This is a genomic window from Chryseobacterium artocarpi, assembly GCF_001684975.1.
GTDB classification, from domain to species: Bacteria; Bacteroidota; Bacteroidia; order Flavobacteriales; family Weeksellaceae; genus Chryseobacterium; species Chryseobacterium artocarpi.
Map to the genome: position 1 here is coordinate 170,358 of NZ_MAYH01000034.1, position 18,862 is coordinate 189,219.

Annotated in this window: 19 protein-coding genes and 1 pseudogene; 1 reads left to right on the forward strand and 19 read right to left on the reverse strand. The window is 32.9% G+C overall.

From position 1 onward, the window contains the following. Positions 1-49 precede the first annotated feature (49 nt). From BBI01_RS12405 to BBI01_RS12435, 7 genes are all read right to left on the reverse strand, one after another. On the reverse strand, positions 50-1,981 hold the full coding sequence (locus tag BBI01_RS12405; protein ID WP_065394990.1) for an ABC-F family ATP-binding cassette domain-containing protein: 1,932 nt from the start codon (positions 1,979-1,981) through the stop codon (positions 50-52). 159 nt (positions 1,982-2,140) lie between these two features. Beyond that, entirely contained in the window at positions 2,141-3,493 is a 1,353-nt protein-coding gene (locus BBI01_RS12410) for a phospholipase effector Tle1 domain-containing protein (protein WP_065394991.1), read from the reverse strand. Between the two features lie 152 nt (positions 3,494-3,645). Then, on the reverse strand, positions 3,646-4,323 hold the full coding sequence (locus BBI01_RS12415; RefSeq protein ID WP_065394992.1) for a response regulator transcription factor: 678 nt from the start codon (positions 4,321-4,323) through the stop codon (positions 3,646-3,648). Next, positions 4,292-5,011 carry a sensor histidine kinase gene (locus BBI01_RS12420; RefSeq protein ID WP_228393998.1) on the reverse strand — a complete coding sequence of 240 codons (720 nt, stop codon included), beginning with the start codon at positions 5,009-5,011 and terminating at the stop codon, positions 4,292-4,294. Before BBI01_RS12420 ends, BBI01_RS12415 begins: the two co-directional genes overlap by 32 nt. A 62-nt stretch (positions 5,012-5,073) precedes the next feature. Next, the gene (locus BBI01_RS12425; RefSeq protein ID WP_065394994.1) at positions 5,074-5,697 is read right to left on the reverse strand and encodes a hypothetical protein; all 624 of its coding nucleotides are present in this window, start codon (positions 5,695-5,697) and stop codon (positions 5,074-5,076) included. A gap of 15 nt (positions 5,698-5,712) precedes the next feature. After that, positions 5,713-6,486 carry a hypothetical protein gene (locus tag BBI01_RS12430; RefSeq protein WP_228393999.1) on the reverse strand — a complete coding sequence of 258 codons (774 nt, stop codon included), beginning with the start codon at positions 6,484-6,486 and terminating at the stop codon, positions 5,713-5,715. A 64-nt stretch (positions 6,487-6,550) separates the two neighbouring features. Beyond that, positions 6,551-7,171, reverse strand: a complete 621-nt coding sequence (locus BBI01_RS12435; protein ID WP_065394996.1) for a DUF5715 family protein — start codon at positions 7,169-7,171, stop codon at positions 6,551-6,553. Positions 7,172-7,391: 220 nt separating this feature from the next. Between BBI01_RS12435 and aqpZ the strand changes: the two genes are divergently transcribed. Beyond that, on the forward strand, positions 7,392-8,108 hold the full coding sequence (gene aqpZ / locus BBI01_RS12440) for an aquaporin Z (RefSeq protein ID WP_065395408.1): 717 nt from the start codon (positions 7,392-7,394) through the stop codon (positions 8,106-8,108). Between the two features lie 47 nt (positions 8,109-8,155). Here aqpZ and BBI01_RS12445 read toward each other — a convergent pair whose 3' ends face one another. The 12 genes and pseudogenes from BBI01_RS12445 to BBI01_RS12495 form a co-directional block, all read right to left on the reverse strand. Beyond that, positions 8,156-8,701, reverse strand: a complete 546-nt coding sequence (locus BBI01_RS12445; RefSeq protein ID WP_065394997.1) for a hypothetical protein — start codon at positions 8,699-8,701, stop codon at positions 8,156-8,158. A gap of 69 nt (positions 8,702-8,770) precedes the next feature. Further along, the gene (locus tag BBI01_RS12450) at positions 8,771-9,760 is read right to left on the reverse strand and encodes a LuxE/PaaK family acyltransferase (RefSeq protein ID WP_065394998.1); all 990 of its coding nucleotides are present in this window, start codon (positions 9,758-9,760) and stop codon (positions 8,771-8,773) included. A 191-nt stretch (positions 9,761-9,951) separates the two neighbouring features. Beyond that, positions 9,952-10,722, reverse strand: coding sequence for a UDP-2,3-diacylglucosamine diphosphatase (locus tag BBI01_RS12455; RefSeq protein WP_065394999.1), 771 nt, complete (start codon positions 10,720-10,722; stop codon positions 9,952-9,954). Between the two features lie 24 nt (positions 10,723-10,746). Further along, entirely contained in the window at positions 10,747-11,193 is a 447-nt protein-coding gene (locus BBI01_RS12460; protein ID WP_065395000.1) for a 6-pyruvoyl trahydropterin synthase family protein, read from the reverse strand. Positions 11,194-11,290: 97 nt separating this feature from the next. Beyond that, positions 11,291-12,547 carry an erythromycin esterase family protein gene (locus tag BBI01_RS12465; RefSeq protein WP_065395001.1) on the reverse strand — a complete coding sequence of 419 codons (1,257 nt, stop codon included), beginning with the start codon at positions 12,545-12,547 and terminating at the stop codon, positions 11,291-11,293. Between the two features lie 27 nt (positions 12,548-12,574). After that, a complete protein-coding gene (locus tag BBI01_RS12470) occupies positions 12,575-14,017 on the reverse strand; it encodes a serine hydrolase (protein WP_065395002.1) in 1,443 nt (480 codons plus the stop codon). A gap of 112 nt (positions 14,018-14,129) precedes the next feature. After that, positions 14,130-14,798, reverse strand: a complete 669-nt coding sequence (locus tag BBI01_RS12475) for a DUF6624 domain-containing protein (protein WP_065395003.1) — start codon at positions 14,796-14,798, stop codon at positions 14,130-14,132. A gap of 157 nt (positions 14,799-14,955) precedes the next feature. Then, positions 14,956-15,480 carry a hypothetical protein gene (locus BBI01_RS12480; RefSeq protein WP_065395004.1) on the reverse strand — a complete coding sequence of 175 codons (525 nt, stop codon included), beginning with the start codon at positions 15,478-15,480 and terminating at the stop codon, positions 14,956-14,958. Between the two features lie 18 nt (positions 15,481-15,498). Next, positions 15,499-16,407: a gliding motility protein GldB-related protein gene (locus BBI01_RS12485; protein ID WP_065395005.1), complete on the reverse strand. Its 909-nt coding sequence runs from the start codon at positions 16,405-16,407 to the stop codon at positions 15,499-15,501. Positions 16,408-17,326: 919 nt separating this feature from the next. Then, on the reverse strand, positions 17,327-17,986 hold the full coding sequence (locus BBI01_RS12490) for a tyrosine-type recombinase/integrase (RefSeq protein WP_123862145.1): 660 nt from the start codon (positions 17,984-17,986) through the stop codon (positions 17,327-17,329). A gap of 80 nt (positions 17,987-18,066) precedes the next feature. Then, positions 18,067-18,192 (reverse strand): helix-turn-helix domain-containing protein, encoded by a 126-nt coding sequence (locus tag BBI01_RS23085; RefSeq protein WP_228394000.1) that lies wholly within the window; start codon positions 18,190-18,192, stop codon positions 18,067-18,069. Between the two features lie 95 nt (positions 18,193-18,287). Next, a pseudogene (locus BBI01_RS12495) lies at positions 18,288-18,635 on the reverse strand (recombinase family protein); the annotation flags it as partial. Positions 18,636-18,862 lie beyond the last annotated feature (227 nt).

Sequence of the window (18,862 nt, forward strand, 5' to 3'; positions counted from 1 at the left end):
TACAAAAAAAAGCTTCACCACTTTTGAGTTGATGAAGCATTTATATTTTTTAATCAAGCTGAGTTCCCAGATACTCCCACTCCTGTAGTGCGTTATCCAGATCTTCTTTAGCTTTATTATATTTTTCTAAAGTTTCATCGGAAGGATTTTCCTTAGCAAAAGAAGCTTCCATTTCCTCAACTTTCAATTCCAGTTCGGAAATTTTCTCTTCTACTTTCTTGATCTTATTCTGAATGTTTTTCTGCTCCTTAGTAAAAATATTGGATGCCTGACTGTTACTAACAACTGGTTTTTCTTCTACTTTCTTAGGCTCTACTTTTACTTCTTCTTTGTGAAGTTTAGCTTTTTCTGCAGAAATTTCTCTGATGGTTTCTTTTTGTCTGTACTCCAAGTATTCATTGATATCTCCAAGGAATTCTTTCATTTTCCCATCACGGAATTCGTAAATTTTATCACAAAGTCCCTGAAGGAATTCTCTGTCGTGAGAAATTACGATTAATGTTCCTTCAAAATTCTGTAATGCCAACTTAATAATTTCCTTAGACTGAATATCCAAGTGGTTGGTAGGTTCGTCCATAATCAATGTATTGAAAGGACGAAGCAATAATTTACAAAGTGCCAGACGGTTTCTTTCTCCTCCGGAAAGCACTTTTGTTTTCTTAGAAACGGCATCTCCCTGGAATAAGAAAGATCCTAATAAGTCTCTTACTCGAGGTCTTGTTTCTTCTGTAGCTGCATCCTCTGCTTCCTCCAGAACAGTTTTGTTTGGTGTTAAAACCTCTTCCTGATTTTGAGCAAAATACCCGATGTTTACGTTATGACCAAGGTTCCATGTTCCTGAATATTCTTTAATATCTCCGGCAAGAATTTTGGCTAAAGTCGTTTTCCCTTGTCCGTTCTGTCCTAAAAGGGCAATTCTGTCTCCTCTCTGAACGATAAAGTCTACATCATCAAAAATCTGTTTTTTCCCGTAAGCTTTTCCTAAATGGTCTGCTTCAAAAATGATTTTTCCAGGAACCATAGATTGTACGAAACGGATATTGAATTTTGAAACGTCTTCATTATCAACTTCGATACGCTCGATTTTATCTAATTTTTTAATCAAAGACTGTGCAAATGATGCTTTGGTTGCACTTGCACGGAACTTGTTGATGTTATCTTCCATCTGTTTGATCTCCGCATCCTGATTCTTCTTAGCCTGAATCAGTTTTTCACGGCGATCTTCACGCATGATCAGATATTTGGTATAATTGGCTTTATAATCGTCAACCTTTTTATTGTTGATATCGAATGTTCTGTTACAAACCGCTGTCATGAACTGCTTATCGTGACTTACCAGAACGATAGCTCCCGGATAATCTTTCAGGAAGTTCTCCAGCCAAATGATAGATTCCATATCAAGGTGGTTGGTAGGCTCATCGAGAAGCATAATATCATTCTTTTGAAGAAGTAATTTTGCCAATTCGATTCTCATTCTCCATCCTCCGGAAAATTCATCAGTGATTTTTTGGAAATCATCTGCTTTAAATCCTAAACCGAATAATACTTTTTCCATATCACCTTCCAGATTGTAGGCATCATGGTTCATTAAAAGGTCATTCAGCTCGGTCATTTTATTAATCAGATCCGTATAGGAATCACTTTCGTAATCGGTTCTGGTTGTCATTTGGTGGTTAACTTCTTCAAGCTCGTTTTTCCAAGCGTTGATTTGCTCGAAAGCTTGCATTGTCTCATCCCAAACGGTTCTTCCTTTTACAAAGTCAAGATCCTGCTTCAAGAAACCAATTGTAACACTTCCTTCGGTCACAACGTCTCCTTCGAAGAAATTAATTTCCCCTGATAACATTTTCAATAAAGTGGATTTTCCCGCTCCATTTTTTCCTACGAGACCTACTTTATCATCCTTTTTAATGGTGAAATTTACGTTTTGAAATAAATAATTTCCTGAATGGTGTAATCCTAAACCTTGAACCGAAAGCATTTTTGTAATTAATAATTAATGAATAATGAATTTTCGGGGCAAAAGTACGGAAAAAGAAATGAATAGCAGAATCGGGAGTCAAATGTATCAATCATTAAGGATAGAAAAAGGGCACCAGATCGGATGCCCTCAATAACCTAAATTTAAAATTGAGAAGTACTAACAATAATAATTCATTTCATTTAATTTTTTTTTTACTGCAGCTTTCATGATTGAACGAATCCAAACATCATTATTGGGAACATTGGTTCCGTACAGAAAATCTGCTACGAAGCTGTCTTCCGGCAGATGAAGTTCTACAGAAAGCCTTGCACCGCTGTCCTGATCTACGGTAGTACTGCTGGAAACATTTAACCCGATATTAAGAAGTTCGACATTGATCTCATATTCAGATCTTTTCAATAGACCTTTACTATATAAACCAAAATTTGCTGAGATATGGATATAATCGGTTAACTGATCATAATTATATTTTGGCTTTCTCCCGTTTGAAATATTTTTCACGTAATCTTTTAATTCTTTAGATAATACTTCAAGAAATGGATGTCTGCTGTAGTTTGTTTCAAAAGAATTATTTACATCAAAAACGGGAGATATTGCATTGGTTTCTTCCAGCATTAATTTTCCGTACACTTTTGAAAGTTCATTATATACTTTATCTCTACAAACATATGCCTGTAAAAAGACTTCTTCTTTTTCAATTTTATATCCTGAAAGTAAGGCATCCCAGATTTTATTTCCCGCCACATCTTTTTTTGCGTTCCTTATATCTTTCACATAATTTTCAAGATCATCATGGTTTACAAAGTCTGTAGAAATATAAACCGACTGGGGTCCTTCCAGATATCCACCACCAATGTCTGCATGAGCACCGGGAACAAAAATTTCTTTCCAGGCAGCAGTGTGACTGTCTGATTTTTGATCCTTCATCGATTTTGAGCTTTCAAAAAAACCTGTTAATGGAAAGAAAAATCTGGATTCGTTTACTGCACAGATATGAAAAGCATTTTCCACATGATGGGAAAGACTTAGATCATAGGTATTAAAAGGTTTGGATTCTACTGTATCAAAAACTCCTAAAAATTTTATCTTTATATTTCCAGAACAGTAATAAGATAAAAGCTGGTTACAAAATGTTCTTGCCAGCATTCCTCCTCTTCCGAATCCATAGAGATAAAAGTGATATTCAAAATTTCTATTACCGATCACATTTTCTACAAATCTTTGAGCTTTCTGAAGTTTGTCGTCTGAGGAGTATCCGTTTCCATAAGGGGGATTGGCACATGTCGCCATGGCAAAGTTATTATCTTCACTTCCTACGATTGTTCCTATTCCTTCGATATATATTTTTTCGTTTCCGTTAAATGATTGATATAGTTTAAAAATATTGGTAAAAGCTCCATGATAACTTTCATTATTGTTCACTGGCTTATCCGATGAAAGGGCATTAATACCATTATTTCCCGTACCGTCAAAAAATATTCCGACGGAAATCACTCTGCTGTCATCCATAGTTTTTATTCATTTATATTACAGGCTTCCCTGCTCATTTATGTTTTTATTCAAAATCCCTATCTGAGACATTTCAAAATAACGGAAGAAAGGAGACTAAAGCTAGAGTGGAAAGTACCAAATAAAAAATTCCGTATTTCTACGGAATCAGGTTATATTTTTTCAAGAGAGTATATATTATTGACAATGGCGTAAATGACTATTCCCACAGTATTTTTTGCTCCAATTTTTTCAAGGATACGCTGTCTGTGGCTTTCAACCGTTCTGGGGCTGATGAAGAGTTTTTCTCCAATTTCATTGTTTGTAAATTCCTGACAGATCAGTTTCACGACATCTTTTTCTCTTTCCGAAAGTTCGTCTGCTATTTCAAAAAGAGAATTTTTCTTGGCTGAACTGTTCATATAAGTGAATAGCATCTGATGATCTTCAGCGGTAAAGAAAACTCCGTTTTTATCTACCATAGTAATTGCCTCGATAAATGTCTTTTTGTTTGAGTTTTTGGGAAGAAAAGCAGAAACGCCCAGCTTAACCATGTATCCGAGAATGGAGGTTTTATAATGAGAAGACAAAATAATGATTTTCAGATCGGGATATTTTTCTTTAAGAACTTCTACCAATTCAAAACCGTTCATGGGTTTCATCTGAACATCTACCAATGCAATATCCGGAAATTCTGTAGGGGTCAGTTTTTCGAGAGATTCAATAAAATCAGGACCGTTATCTGAGGTAAGACAGACGGAAATGTTCTTTTCATTAGACAGCAGCATTTTTACACCTTCAAGGATCAGCTGTTCATCATCAATCAGTGCTATTTTGATTTGGGAACTCATGTTGTTTTGGAATTTTAATAATTAAACGACTTCCTTTATTTAAAAAAGTTTTCTTCCATTTATGGATGGCATTCATAGATTTGATTCTGGATTCAATATTTTTGATTCCCATTCCTTTTTTCACTTCTTCATATTCAAATCCCTGTCCGTTATCTGAAATAACGACTGCCATATTTTGCGGATAATCTTTAATATAAATCCACAGATCTGTAGCATCTGAATGCTTGATCACATTGGTTGTAAATTCCTGAATAATCCTATACAACTGTACTTCCACGAAAATATCTTTCTTTTTATATCCCGGCATTACCTTCAGAGATATATTAATTTTATGTGAAAGATTGGCAATCAATTCTTCTACATAGAGTACTAATCCTACAGATTCGAGGTTAACAGGATATAATGAGTGCGAAATACTTCTTGCCGCATCAATAAGTGATGACATCTGACTTGAAATATTATCCTTGATTACTTCATCACCTTGAGTATCAAGATTATTCAACCATAGAGAAAGTATATTAAGCCGGTTTCCAATATCATCGTGGATCATGACGGCTATTCTTTTTCTTTCTTCTTCCTGAGCTTTAATATTTTCAAGAACTAATTTTTTCTGGTGAAGAACTTCTGCTTCATGCTGCACATTTTTTTCTTTAATAATTCTTCTTATAAAAGTTCTGTAGGCAAGCATAATAAAAGAAACTATAATTGCTATGGTAACAATTATAAGAATCAGCAGGTTGATATTTAAAGTTACTTCTTTAATTTGATGAAGGTATATAAAAGTGAGCAGTATAAAATACTGGAAAGAATATTATTGGCACTGAAAAGAATATAATAACTGTTTTCAGAAAGATTGGCGATCTGATGCTGAACAATAAAAATAAATACTGAAACTGAATAGTAGAAAAAAATACTCGCGTCCACAAAAAGGAAACGATTATCAGCTGATGTATGTTTTATCTCGCGAATCAGAGTAAATCCTGAAAGACAAATAATGATAATATTTGAAACTACTTTAGCAATATCAGCATTTGCAGGATAATTGAACCCGTATTTTGAAATCATAAATGCTATTGCCAATATTCCGCTTATTCCCAAAAGATATTTTGGAAGGTTTAATTTCCTGATGAATAATCCTGTCAGCAAAAAAAATTCTCCGCCAATATAAAACGGATAAAGAAATGACGTATCATCCAGCTTAAAAATATAAGGCAGAACAAGATTCAAAAATTCAATAAAAAAAAGAAAAGCAATACAGTGAAAATATTGCTTTTCTTTATGATTTAATATACGGTATTTATTGGCTCCCAACAGTATAACAGCCAGAAGCAATCCATAGTTCAGGAATAAAATCGTCTTATAAAGATCTGCCATTCCTTATTTTATATTTTAAAATTCATTTCCTACATCTACATCCGGTATACGGCAGATTGGAGGACATGGTTTTGCCCAGTCATAAGTATTGGAAATCATCTGTGAACGCTCAGACCCTTGAAGATTTTCACGGAAAGAAATAAAGATCAATGTCACAAGCATTTTTCCATAAATATCGTTGTATTTAAGCCCAAAAGAACAAGTGATACCTGTTAAATATTGATCAAGACATAAATCTGCTGTAGGAACATAGAACTTTCTGAAAATTCCTATTCCTTCCGTTTCTTTATATTCTCTATAAAACCAATCCATGCCGGACTCTCTCCATTTCTCAATAGCTTCTACTGCTTTATCCTGTTCCAGAACCGGTTTGTTAGAGATAGGAAAAGCTAAATCCGCATCTTTCTCTATTTTTTCAAAACCTTTGGAAAGAATTGTGTTTTTCACAATGGTATACTCCTGAATTTCCTGAAGCTTAAGATCAGAAACCATTTCAGTAAGATAAGTGTATGGATATTCTTTTTCCACGATTCTCTTACCTTCAGAATCCATGGGATAGAAAATAAGAACCAAACGTCTATTATACACTCCTACTGCTGCACAGAATTCAGGATATTCTCTGAAACCTCTCATCCAATTAAGATGATTTTCAGAAATATTAAAAACAAAATTGGTAGGAATAATATCCTTTAACCGTGAATAATCAGAACGGCAAAGATTCCACTCATTTGTAGCTTCTCCACATTCCTTTACGGGAAGCATGTAATCTAGAATGTTTAATGTTGTCATAAGCATGGTTTTTAGGTGTATAAAATTATACAAACTAAACATGCTGTGCAAGTAGGAATTTAACTTAATAATTTCTCACTGTAATATGATAACAGCTTTGTTGCTTCTCTTTTATGTAATATATTCTACCAGCATCCGCATAGTGCTTTAAAACTTTCTCCAGCGCTATTTCCATTTTGGGATTATACTTCAAAACATTATTGAATCTTACATATGAAATATCAAAAGAATTACCATAATTGTGAGAGCTTATTCCTAATGAAGCATTTGAATTTACCTTTCTTAAACGGCATTGATCTTCCAAAGTTCGGGTAATAGATGAAACGGTAAAAGTTCCTCCTTTGGTTGCTTTACTGAATTTGGAACCCATATTCTCTAAAGTAGTTTTTGCTTTAGAGACCATATAAGCTCTGCTGTAATCCAGTTTTTGAACCTGAAATCCTTTTCCAGATTTTTTTATTTTATGGAATTTTCCGTTACCGATATACTTTTGTACAATTTTAGAATCTTTCAGGAGTTTTACTCCAAAACTTTTTGAAGCATCCAGATGGGGTTTATAAAGTGCTGTAGGCTCCACTTTTAAAACAGTCGAAAGATCATAGCAGGGAAGACTTTTTTTGGCTGCCTGCGAATAATGTAAACTATAAATAAAAGGTACAAAGACCACACAAAGAAACTTTTTCATTAACCACCACTTTAAATTACTAATGAAGGATAAATCATTTATGTTATATCCTCCAACTATGACTACAAGAGTATTCAAATAAATCCCAAACAAACATTAAACCAAATTGCTGAATTTATAATTTTTACACACTTAATTTTGAAATATTTTTTCAGTTTTAACTTTTTATTTTAAGATATAAATTCTACATTTGAGTTACATTTTTAAAATAAACAACATGATAAAAAAACTTTTTGCTGAATTTTTCGGCACATTTTGGCTTGTTTTCGGTGGTTGTGGAAGTGCTGTTTTCGCAGCTGGTGTTCCCGATATCGGCATTGGACTTTTAGGGGTTGCTTTAGCCTTTGGTCTTACTGTTCTTACTATGGCTTATGCGGTAGGACACATTTCCGGAGGGCATTTTAATCCGGCTGTTTCTTTTGGACTTCTGGCTGGAGGAAGATTTTCTGCAAAAGACCTTATTCCTTACATTGTAGCTCAATGTCTGGGTGCGCTTGTTGCAGCAGGATGTCTATACACAATTCTTAACGGAGCCGGAGTCGTTGATTTTTCCCAACCGGGAGCTTTTGCTACCAATTTCTATGGCGAAGCGGTCTATAACGGAAAAGCATTTAGTATGGGAGCTGCATTTCTTGCTGAGTTTTTACTAACAGCTTTCTTCCTGATTGTCATAATGGGTGCTACAGATAAATGGGCTAATGGTAAATTTGCAGGGATCGCTATTGGTCTTGCACTTACTTTGATCCACTTAATCTCTATTCCTATCACCAACACTTCAGTAAACCCAGCTAGATCTTTATCTCAGGCTGTTTTCACTGGCGGACTTGCTATGTCACAACTTTGGCTGTTCTGGGTAGCTCCGATCTTAGGAGGAATTGTAGGTGGATTAATCTACAAATTCTTACTTCAGAGAGATACTGCCGAAATAACTGATTAATCTTACAATCTAAATAATAAAAAAATCCTGTCAGGCGGCAGGATTTTTTATTTTTTATTCTTAATATCAAAAGGATTTCTGAAAATAAGTTCTTCATGCTTTCCTTTGATTTCCATTTTACGCTGGAGTAAATTAAGCGCCATTTTTCTGATGAAAAGATCTTTATCATTCAGTTTCCAGTAAGAGTCTTCGTGTAGTTTTCTGGGTTTGCGAATAAAATAGAATTCAGTTTCCCATGTGTCTACATTATGATAAAATTCAATGATTCCGCAATGTTCCGGGATAAGATTAGGTTCTACCATTCCCATGGGCAAAAGAAAACTAAAAGTATTACACACATAATCTCCGCAGGAAATTTTATCATGTTTCAGAAACTTTTCTCCGGTATCTTTATTGAGGTATGATTTTTTAAAATCATTTTTAAAATCACTTTTAGAAAGCTTGATTTCAATTTCATGGCTTATTCCATCAGCATCAATAATGAGTACATCCGCTTCCCAATCTGCCTGAAAATAGTTAGTCAGTACGAGTTCTTTTTCAAAATCGCAGTGTGCATGAATATAGGCGTGAACAAGTTCTTCTATTTTGATCATTCTTTATTTAATGATGTTAATGGATATCAATAACCTGATCTTTAACGATTAGAAATTCTTACGTTTTATTTAACTCACCAAAAGACTGCATCCTCTGATATCGGAATGATCTATTCTTCCCAGCACCTGAAATTTTTCTCCCAATATTTTCCCAAGATCCTGAGTGGCAATAAAAGAGCATGAATGAGTATTTGCAAGGTCTATAATATTAATAGCACCAGTCCTTCCCTCTTTTTCGTAAGAAAAAGGGTCTTCTGCATTTCTGATCATAATCCTCATCCAATTAGGGCAGCTATATTCGTTATTTCCCAGAGAATATGCCTGTGAAAGAAGTTCTGTCATTGAATATTCTGAATAGATTTTATCCGTTTTAAAACCTTTCTGCAAAATCTTCAGAAGCTCATCCTTTGTCATTTCTTCTTTTCTTCCTTTCATTCCGCCTGTTTCAATCACGATTAAGTTTTCCAGAAAGCTTAGTGGTTCATTTCTCTCGGCTTGGCAATAATCTAAAAAGTCTAATAAGGCAAAAGAAACTCCAAAAAGAATTACTTTTTTATCCTGTAATGTATTCAGCAGATCAAATAACTCACCATGATTGTAAAGGAAATATCCGTTTTCCGGCTTTGCTGATTTTTTCATCAGGTAATCTACCATGTAAATCAGCGATGAGTTTTGTTTTTCCAAATAGCTTGGAAGTAAGCCCAAAAAAATAAAATCGTCAGGTTTTCCGATAAACTGTTCAAAGCTTTTATAAATACTTTCTTCATACAAAGCTGGATCAGCAATAAAATGTTTTGAAAGATTCATTTGTGTGGTTCCTGAACTCTGAAAGAAAAGATTTGTTGTTACATTTTTATCCAGAATCTGATGATTTTTGAACATTTCTATGGGCAAAAAAGGAATTTTCACCAGGCTGTCAACCTCATCCGGATTGATATTTAAAAAATCTACGAACTTCCTATATATCTCAACATTTTCATACTGATAATGAAATGTTTTCAATGCTGCATTCAGGAAATCCTGCTCTGTTTGTATGTTGAATATACTCTTAAGCTCCATAATTTTTTGAGGTTCTACTGCTTTGAAACAAAGCGATTATCAATAAAAATATTTTTATTTAATAATTTTTTAATACCAAAATAACACTTTGGTAAAATTCTTGCAATTATTTATTTGGAATATGGATTAAAAACAAGAATGGGTTTCGACCTGTTCGCAGATTACCTCTCTTTAGGGGTAATTTTTTTGTTTTATTGATCAAAAACTTTCAGCTCAAAATCTTTTTCAAAAACACCGTACGTGAAATAGGAAATCCAGTCTCCGAGATTGATGTATTTTGAATTCTGTCCCAGATCAAGGACCATTGGCAGATGTCTGTGCCCATATACGAAATAATCGATCTTTTGAGTCTTCAGCTTTTCTTTTGAGTAAATAATGAGAAACTCTTTATCTTCTCCTAAAAATGCTTTGTCTTCTTCTCCTGAGATCATCTTATTTTTTTGAGACATGTATAATGCAATTTTCATTGCAATATCTGGGTGAAGCCATTTAAAGAACCATTGTGCTATCGGATTTGTGAATACTTTTTTCATTCTTTTGTATCCTTTGTCACCTGGTCCCAGTCCGTCTCCATGGGCGAGTAAAAACTGCTTACCCCCCATTTCAAAATATTGTTTCTGATAAAACACGGTACAGCCAATTTCATCTTCCAGATAATCTTTCATCCAAAGATCATGATTTCCTACAAAGAAATAAATATGTATTCCACGATCTTTCAGTTCTGCAATTTTTCCCAGAACACGCACATATCCTTTGGGAACCACATGCTTCCATTCATGCCAGAAGTCAAAAAGATCACCCATTAAAAATAAAACCTGAGCGTCTTCTTTGATCTCATCCATCCAGCGTATAAATCTTTCTTCACGCACTCGGCTTTCCTTAGGTGTAGGAGCCCCAAAATGCTGATCTGAAGCAAAGTATACTTTTTTTCCAGGTTCTAAATTAATTGTTGTTTTTAACACCGTCTGAGTTTTAGGGAATGAAAATTACTGATTGTCTTCTGCAAACCATTCTCCATAAGAGTTTTCCGTCTCATGAAGTTTAAGATAAGCAAGGGAAATTCCTTCCGGAAGTTTTGCTTTTACTTTTGCGGCAATGGCGTACAACATATTTTCGCAGGTAGGCTGGAAGCTGCAATAAATTACTTTATGACCTTTCTGTTCAAGATCATCTCCCAATTCTTTATGCGGTGACAGGGCATTTACAAGAACGGCATGATCCCATACGTCTACAATTTCAGATTTTACGATACTTTTGATATCTCCGAAATCAACTACCATCCCGTTTTTAGGGTTTTCAATATCATTAATCGGTTTTCCTTTCACTGTTACGAACAGCTTATAGGAATGTCCATGCATATTTTTACATTTCCCATCGTAATTGTAAAGTACGTGGGCTGTTTCGAATGTAAAAATTTTTGTAATTCGTATCATATTGCAAAGATATAATAAAACAGTCTAACTTAAAAAAGCCAGACTGCTATTAATGGATTCAAATATCCATTGAAAATCATTAAAAACTTAATTAGTTTTATAAGTGTTCTGATGCATTAGTCTGTTTGATGAAAACTACTCCATTAAAGCTTTCATTAAGCTTTAGAGGTTCTGTGATCGTAAATTTTTCGGTTGCAGGAGTAATGGGACCATACCCAACAAATCTCATTTTAAAAGATTCTCCGTATGTATTTCCTGAGTTCCCGTTAAAATTAACAAAATAATTTTCGTATTTATTATTTACTAATTTTTCTTCCCAGCTATTTTCCATTTGCTTTGGAAGCGGATAAGAAGTGTATTTATTATTTTTCACTGCACGTGGATCAGTTGTAGCACTATAGTTTCCAAGGGCTGTAGAAGTTGCCAAAGCATAATATTGTTGTCCATACTTCTCTTTTAGGTATCCACCCATTCCGTCTACAATGATAGGTTTTAACGCAATATGGGCGTTATGAGCCAAAAGAATCATTTTCTTATGATATCCGGATTGAATTTTTTGAATCATTTCAGCCATAATAAGATCTCTGGACACATCATAGTTTTTTTTACTGGCTTCATAAGGAATTTTAAAGCCTTGTTCAAGATTATATAAAGCCAGCTTTGAGTTTAAGTCTATCTTTTTCCCATAAAGACTATCTGCCTTTTTTACTAGCAAGAATCCTTCTGTTCCATTTTTTATAACTGCTTTCATATCCAGTTTGAAAGATGGATCGTTCTGTTTTTCCCACATTTCATCCTGTAACACGGCTTTTTTTCTAATCTCATCAGTTATCTCAGCATATTCTTTTCCCAGACCGATAGATTTTTTCAGAATTTCTGCACTATTGGTAAGAACATCGGTATCAAAACCGGAAATAATGACTTTGTCTTTATGGCTTTTATTATATTCTCTGATCCACATCATCAGATCATAGATCTCTTTTGTCTGCCAGATGGAAGTTATATATTTCTTTAAAGCAACATGTAAATCTTCATCAGAGTTCACCGCATCATTAAGAAATGAAGCATCACCATAAGCGCTCTCAAAAGCTATGATTCTAAAATCACTTTTATTAATTAATTGTTTTGAAATTTCACTTCTGATTTCATTAAACTCTTTGGTTCCATGTGTTCCTTCTCCTAACCCAACGATAGCATAGTCTTTGAATTGTGTGTTGATATTTTTCACAGCTTTAGTCATATTTTTATGATCTGAAAACTGTTTAGGAATTTGAATTACATTTTTGTCATTTTGTGAAAAAGCTATCGAAGAAAACAATAGAAAAGCAAAGGTCAGATATTTATTATTGAGCATGATTACGTTATATTTAAAGATTATGTCTTAATTGATTGTCAGAGTTAAATTATTATCCTTCGTCCCATCAATATTCAAAGTATTGTAAGGAATTGTAAGCCATCCGGTTTTATTCATTACGAACTTAAAGCTGTAATTTTTTCCTTTTTCAAAAGTAGATTTTGGAACTGCAACTTCAAAAGTATTATTCTTTTTGAGAGTCATCTGGTAAGAAGAATCATTCATATTCCAATTATTAAATGAACCTGCTACTGAAATGCTTTTAACAAATTCTGTACTTTCATCTTTAGGATATTGATAGAAAAAAATCACTTTGTCGTCTTTTATCCTATAACCATATATTTTCTTTTTCAGATCAGGATGAGCAAGCGGTTCCGAAATGGCAATTTCTTCAGCCAATGTATAGGGATCCTTAAGATTTTTATCTATAATCCCTGCAATATGATTTACCATCTGATACATTACTGGAAATCCTTTACTTCCGTTATACATCACAATAATCGCCATATTCTGATCCGGAAAGATACTGTATGCACTTACATTTCCCCCGGAAAAACCATATGATCTTGTATTATTAGAATCCGTAATTTCCCAACCATGCCCGAATTCCCAATCATTATTTTTATAATCAAATGGTTTCCACATCATTGTTTTGGTTTCCGGTTTCAGGAAATCATTTTTACTGAAATGGATACTCCACTGTAAAAAAGCCGGAAGGGTAACCGCCAATCCATTAGACGAATGAGATCTTAGCCCATGAATAGCCATTAATTTTTCATATTGCTTCTTTTCCGGATTATAAATATACCTCACTACTCTATTAGGAATTTCTTCCACCGAGTTGGAAGAAAATGCCACCTGATTCTTAGAGTCCGGAAATTGATTTTCCAGTATATATTCTTCAAAGGTTTTTCCTGTCATTTTTTCAATAATCATTGTAATCAAAAGGTAATTGGTCTGGTTATACCGGTAATGATCTCCGGCTTCAAACTCTATTTTTTCTTTTGATAAGCGATCTATAACCTCATTAGGGGTTGCTTTTTCTGTGAAATCTGTAATATCAAACATATCCGGAAGTCCCGAAGAATGGGAAAGAAGATTCTTCACCTGTATGTTTTGCCAGCCTTTGGGCAGGTTGTCTACATATTTTGAAATTTTATCATCCAGCGATACTTTTCGTTCCTCAATAAGTTTAAAAAGACCTATATTGGCAATAAGTTTTGTAATAGAGAATACCCTGAACATGGATGTGGCGCTCACTTTCTTATCATTTTCCAGATTTTCACGCCCGTAATATTGCTGGAATGTTACTTTATCATTTTTTACAATTCCTACCGCCATTCCCGGAATCTCATTGATCTGAATGACCTTTTTCACATAATGATCAATTGCTTTTGACTGTTCGGCGGTTTGGCTATACCCCAAAAATGGAATGCTTAAAAAAAGTGCTACGAAAACGGATTCTTTCATGGTGTGTTAGTTATAATATCTCTTAATAAGACTCTCGTTTTCCTGATTATGTTACATTAAGTTTTAAACATTTAGAGATACCATTGAAAAACAAAAGTTTAGATATTCAATTTTATTGGTAAAGCTTTGGTTCTGTAATTCCTTTTTTAAGGAACAATTCTTTATTCATTTCAAAATGTGAAGTTGTCATGAAATTATAATATTCTTTAAACGAGGGTAGACCATATTCCGCTCTTAGTTTTTCGACATTCACACTATCAGTCAAACCATTTTTGGGAACTGCCTGTCCTACTTTATTATAAGTAACCTGTGTTCCGAATCTTTGTTTTTGATCAGAATTAATCGCTACTCTATCCTCCAATAATGCATACTCATTTTTATGAGCATTATTTTTCTTTATTTCTTTTTTCAAAGCTTTAAGAATTTCTCTTTGAAAATCAACGTCGTCATCAGCATGCTGAACGGAAATCCAAAATTTGGTAGTATTTTCTTTTCCGACCTGCTTAAAACCTAAAAAGCCATACTGAGCATACAACTTTTTAATCTTGTTTTGGTTCTCTTTTCCTACACTATCTCTTTTGGCTTCAAAGATTTTCCATACTTTATCTTTTCCATATTTTCTGGTCATCTCTTCTGAAGGAATCCTTGCGTATTCCTGATCTATTTTTGAAATATAATCAAGTTCTGAAACGATTCTCTCACGTTCAGAATCTGATATTTTCTTTGTGGAATTGCAACCGATAAAGGATAGAGGTATAAATATTAAAAATACTTTTTTCATGGATCGTTTTTTATTAGTTCTATTTAGTTAGGGTATAAAAATAAGCCTTAGTTCTTATGCTCAAAGAACCAAGGCTTACCTTTATTAAAACTTTATGCTTTTTAATACTTTTTTAGCATTATGTAAGCTCAAATTTTTTCTATTTCTGAAATGAAAACTATTTGTAATAATCTTTTATTCCGATTCCTATAGTCCAGAAGTTTCTTGCTTTTTTCAGATCTTCTTCCAGCCATTCTTTATTTTCTTCATATTCATTATTAGCTTTCATGTCTGCTATTTCATCTTCTACATCCTGTTCCGTTGTCTGTCTCCAAACTCCGACAGAAAGATTTAAAAACATATAACAATATTCTGCTTCCCGATCATTTATTTTGCCATTATTTTTCTCTGAAAGCAAAGTAACAAGTTCATTAGCTCCGATCTGAAACGGATTGATCCCAAAAATTTCAAGTTCAGTTTTTTCAGGAAAAGGACCGTAGATAAATTCTATAAATTCTGCATTTCCATTGTTATCAAAATCAATCCTAAGTTCGTAATCATCATAATAAGACTGTAGTTTATCTGAAATTCCAGATGGTTTTCCCAACAATTTTTTAATATTGGGTTTTGATTCTCCCAAGAGAAGTTTTCCTACATTTTCAATTTCAATTCCTTCTAATGGAATAATTTTAATTTTTGTCATTTGAGTGTTTTATTGATTTTATTTTAATAAGAAACTTTGTTCGAGAACTTCTATAGGTTTCATGGTATAAATCTTTTTCCAGGAATCTTCTCCATTTCTTTTAACGAATTCTTCCACAATTCTGAACCCTAAATAATAACCGATTGCCCCAGGATATTTTTCTCCTATTTTATAATTTCTACTGGCAAAATCTCTTGACTGATTTTCATCATTAGACAAATAGTATTTCTTTAAAAGACCAATTAGTTTATCCTCATTACTGATACAATATTGGAATTCTTCTTCTGTATATTTCAGTTCATCAGCTTTTGTATATTTCTTTTTGTGAAAAATATAGCTTACGTAGGTCGCAAATCCTTCATCAATGATCCTGTCCAGAACAATTTTTTCTGTCTGTGGTTTAGTTACTGAATATATTTGGTGATTAAGTTCATGCGGATAAAGATTGATAATAATATTATTATTAATATTCACCTTATTGGCAAGGTCAATTAACATTACTCCGTTGGACAATCCTCCTAAATCTGTAAAAGCAGGACCATATACAAGATACCATTTTCCTTTGGGTTTATATCCTGTAAAAACAGACATTTCCTTAGCATATTTCTTTAATTCATCAGAAAGTATTTGAGAATTTACTTCTTTATTTTCTTTCCAGAGATCAGCTTGAGATAAAGCTTTTTCATTGGTCCATTTTAAAAAATCATTCTCATCACCTAAATATCCTTCCCATAATTCTTTGTTGGGGATATATATTTTTCTCACAAGAATTTCATCCGGATTTTCAGGCTTATTATTTATGATTTCAGCAAAAGTGGAAATTTGTGTAGAACCTATATCAACAATTGAGAATTGATTATCTAATTTCTGTGTTTTACAGGAAAGCAGCAAAACCGGAAGTAGAAATAACAGAAGATTTTTTTTCATGAATAGTTTTTAATGGTTCTACTTTTAAGAACCTTCATTGGATATTGTTAAAAGTACTCATTTTCAGGGTATCAACCCTAATTTTCTTCTTAATTTTTTGCAAGCTAATTATTTCTTTAGTATGATTTTCTCAGCCTCCGCGGTGATAAGTTTTATTTTCATTTTAAATGGTATATTTCTTTTTGATATTATAGTTTAGATTAAAAAAAATTGAAAAGTTTAGATTATTTAAATTTATCAATAGAAATTTCAGTTAGATCATAATTATCAACTAACGTCAGTGTTTAATATCACCACCCTTTATTAAAGGTAAAATTTAAACATTGTTTAATATCATAACAAACAATTTAATAATTGTGTTTCAAAAGTTTGTAAAAACAACGTATTGTATTCTATGCAAATGTGGAAAACTTTTTATATAACTAACTTTTTAATACAAAAAGTCTTTAATACCTTTGAAAACAAATAAACTCGAGATTGAGCCCTCGAGTTTATAATTTTTTTTCCATAATGGAAGATTTTACTAATTTATTAGAACTCTTAATAATTCTTATTCAACTGTTTGACACGATTGAGACTCGTTCAAAAAAGAAATAAGAACTGTTCTAATTAAAAGCCTCCTTTTAGGAGGTTTTTGGTTTTTCCAAAATAAAATATCATTTTGATATATCGTTTTGATGAACAAATGTACGTACAAATATTCAATGGTTCATCCATTCTCCTACAAAATTATTCTCTTTTCAACATTGACATAATATTTCCTTGCAACTTAATTATCTAAAAATCTTTATTCATAGTCACTTTTGTTATTACGTTATTTTTAAAAAAGTTATCCACAAAGATGATTTAAGAATCGGAAAAATTATTTAAAAAATGTGATCATTTTGGTTATTATCTGGAAAACAGAAAAACTTTAAAGTTATATTCCCAGGCTTTTAAGAAAATCCTTTAACCCATCATTATTTTCCCAAGAACCTTTTTTTCCCTTTTCAGGAACCACATCTTCATAAACAGATTCCAACGCTTCTCTTTTTTGTTTCGAGTCAGCTCGTGCATAAATCTCTGTTGTTTGTATACTTACATGCCCTAAAAAATCTCTTATATAAACTAGATTCACACCACCTTGTAAAAGGTGCATTGCCTTTGAATGTCGTATAATATGAGGACTAATTTGCTTTGGAATTAAAGAACCATTCTCCTTCCTAGCTTCATCTGCATATTTTTTTAGAATATAAGTAACACCAGCCGTCGTAAGCTTACCTCTAGCCCTGTTAAAAAACAATTCTTTTTTCTGAAACTCCGCTCTATTGAGATTGTATTCATCGATATATTGTTGTAGAAACTCTAACTGTTCTTTTTTTAATGGTATATCTCGCTGTTTATTACCTTTACTAGTTACCCGAATATGGCAGGGATATTCGAATCGAATACACGAAGGTTTTAAATCAATCAACTCCTGAACACGACATCCGGTATCATAAAGCAAAGTAAGCATAGCCAAATCTCGTATTGACTCCCTGCTTTTATTAGGTATTTGCTTTAGTAATAATTTAATACCATCGGTTGATAAATAAGTCATGGTTTTACTTGCTCTCCTTTTTTTCCTAATTGATCGTATATTTTGCCATTTTACTAAAAATTTCTTTTTAAATTTACAAATCAAGCTATTTGATTTTTGTCAATTCGATAAAAAGTTGTCTTACTAAGCCCTGCCTGTTTACAAGCTTTATCAATCGGAATATTCTTATTGTCGTAAAGATGTTTCGCATACTGGTATTTTTCCAATGATTTTTTACCTGCCCTTTTGGTCTGCCTAAAAGCTTATTTCTTCGTCTTGTTCCTTCCAGCCCTGATTTGGTTCTTTCGCTAATTAAGTTTTTCTCAAATTCAGCAGCAGCTCCAAAAATTTGAATTATAAATTTACCATTTGCACTAGTAGTGTCAAAGGCTGGTTCAGTTATGCTTTTGAAAAGAATTCCTTTCTCATTAAACTTTTCAATCAGCCCTATCATGTTCTTAAGAGAACGAAATATTCGGTCTGTCTCATATATCATTATTATATCTCCCTTTCGTAAATAAGTGAGCATTTCATTTAATCCCGCTCTGTTTTCGCGAACACCACTAGCTATATCTGTGAATATTTTTTCACATCCATTTTTTTCTAAGATTTCGATTTGTGTAGAGATATTTTGATGTGAGATTGAAACTCTAGCATATCCAACTATCATAAATTTAGTTTTAAATAAGGATTATTTGCATAAACTATTAAATAAAACGGAAAAAAGGACTAATTTGATTTGATATTTTTAATTTTAATTATGCCTTATAAAACGAACGTTTTAAAATACAATTATTGTTATGGTGTAAATTCTGGATATATTGATCACGTCATTTTGGAATAAATTAATCATAGTAAAAGAGGTCAATAATGTGGTCTAAAAAGTATTGGTTTTCA

Bases quoted from the DNA above. Each gene is read 5' to 3' on its own strand.
- BBI01_RS12435 (WP_065394996.1), bottom strand. From the start codon at position 7,171: ATGAAAAAGTTTCTTTGTGTGGTCTTTGTACCTTTTATTTATAGTTTA.
- BBI01_RS12405 (WP_065394990.1), bottom strand. From the start codon at position 1,981: ATGCTTTCGGTTCAAGGTTTAGGATTACACCATTCAGGAAATTATTTA.
- BBI01_RS12415 (WP_065394992.1), bottom strand. From the start codon at position 4,323: ATGAGTTCCCAAATCAAAATAGCACTGATTGATGATGAACAGCTGATC.
- BBI01_RS12475 (WP_065395003.1), bottom strand. From the start codon at position 14,798: ATGAAAAAAGTATTTTTAATATTTATACCTCTATCCTTTATCGGTTGC.
- BBI01_RS12470 (WP_065395002.1), bottom strand. From the start codon at position 14,017: ATGAAAGAATCCGTTTTCGTAGCACTTTTTTTAAGCATTCCATTTTTG.
- BBI01_RS12410 (WP_065394991.1), bottom strand. From the start codon at position 3,493: ATGGATGACAGCAGAGTGATTTCCGTCGGAATATTTTTTGACGGTACG.
- BBI01_RS12425 (WP_065394994.1), bottom strand. From the start codon at position 5,697: ATGGCAGATCTTTATAAGACGATTTTATTCCTGAACTATGGATTGCTT.
- BBI01_RS12450 (WP_065394998.1), bottom strand. From the start codon at position 9,760: ATGGAGCTTAAGAGTATATTCAACATACAAACAGAGCAGGATTTCCTG.
- BBI01_RS12420 (WP_228393998.1), bottom strand. From the start codon at position 5,011: ATGCTTGCCTACAGAACTTTTATAAGAAGAATTATTAAAGAAAAAAAT.
- BBI01_RS12445 (WP_065394997.1), bottom strand. From the start codon at position 8,701: ATGATCAAAATAGAAGAACTTGTTCACGCCTATATTCATGCACACTGC.
- BBI01_RS12465 (WP_065395001.1), bottom strand. From the start codon at position 12,547: ATGCTCAATAATAAATATCTGACCTTTGCTTTTCTATTGTTTTCTTCG.
- BBI01_RS12430 (WP_228393999.1), bottom strand. From the start codon at position 6,486: ATGACAACATTAAACATTCTAGATTACATGCTTCCCGTAAAGGAATGT.
- BBI01_RS12480 (WP_065395004.1), bottom strand. From the start codon at position 15,480: ATGACAAAAATTAAAATTATTCCATTAGAAGGAATTGAAATTGAAAAT.
- BBI01_RS12460 (WP_065395000.1), bottom strand. From the start codon at position 11,193: ATGATACGAATTACAAAAATTTTTACATTCGAAACAGCCCACGTACTT.
- BBI01_RS12485 (WP_065395005.1), bottom strand. From the start codon at position 16,407: ATGAAAAAAAATCTTCTGTTATTTCTACTTCCGGTTTTGCTGCTTTCC.
- BBI01_RS12490 (WP_123862145.1), bottom strand. From the start codon at position 17,986: ATGACTTATTTATCAACCGATGGTATTAAATTATTACTAAAGCAAATA.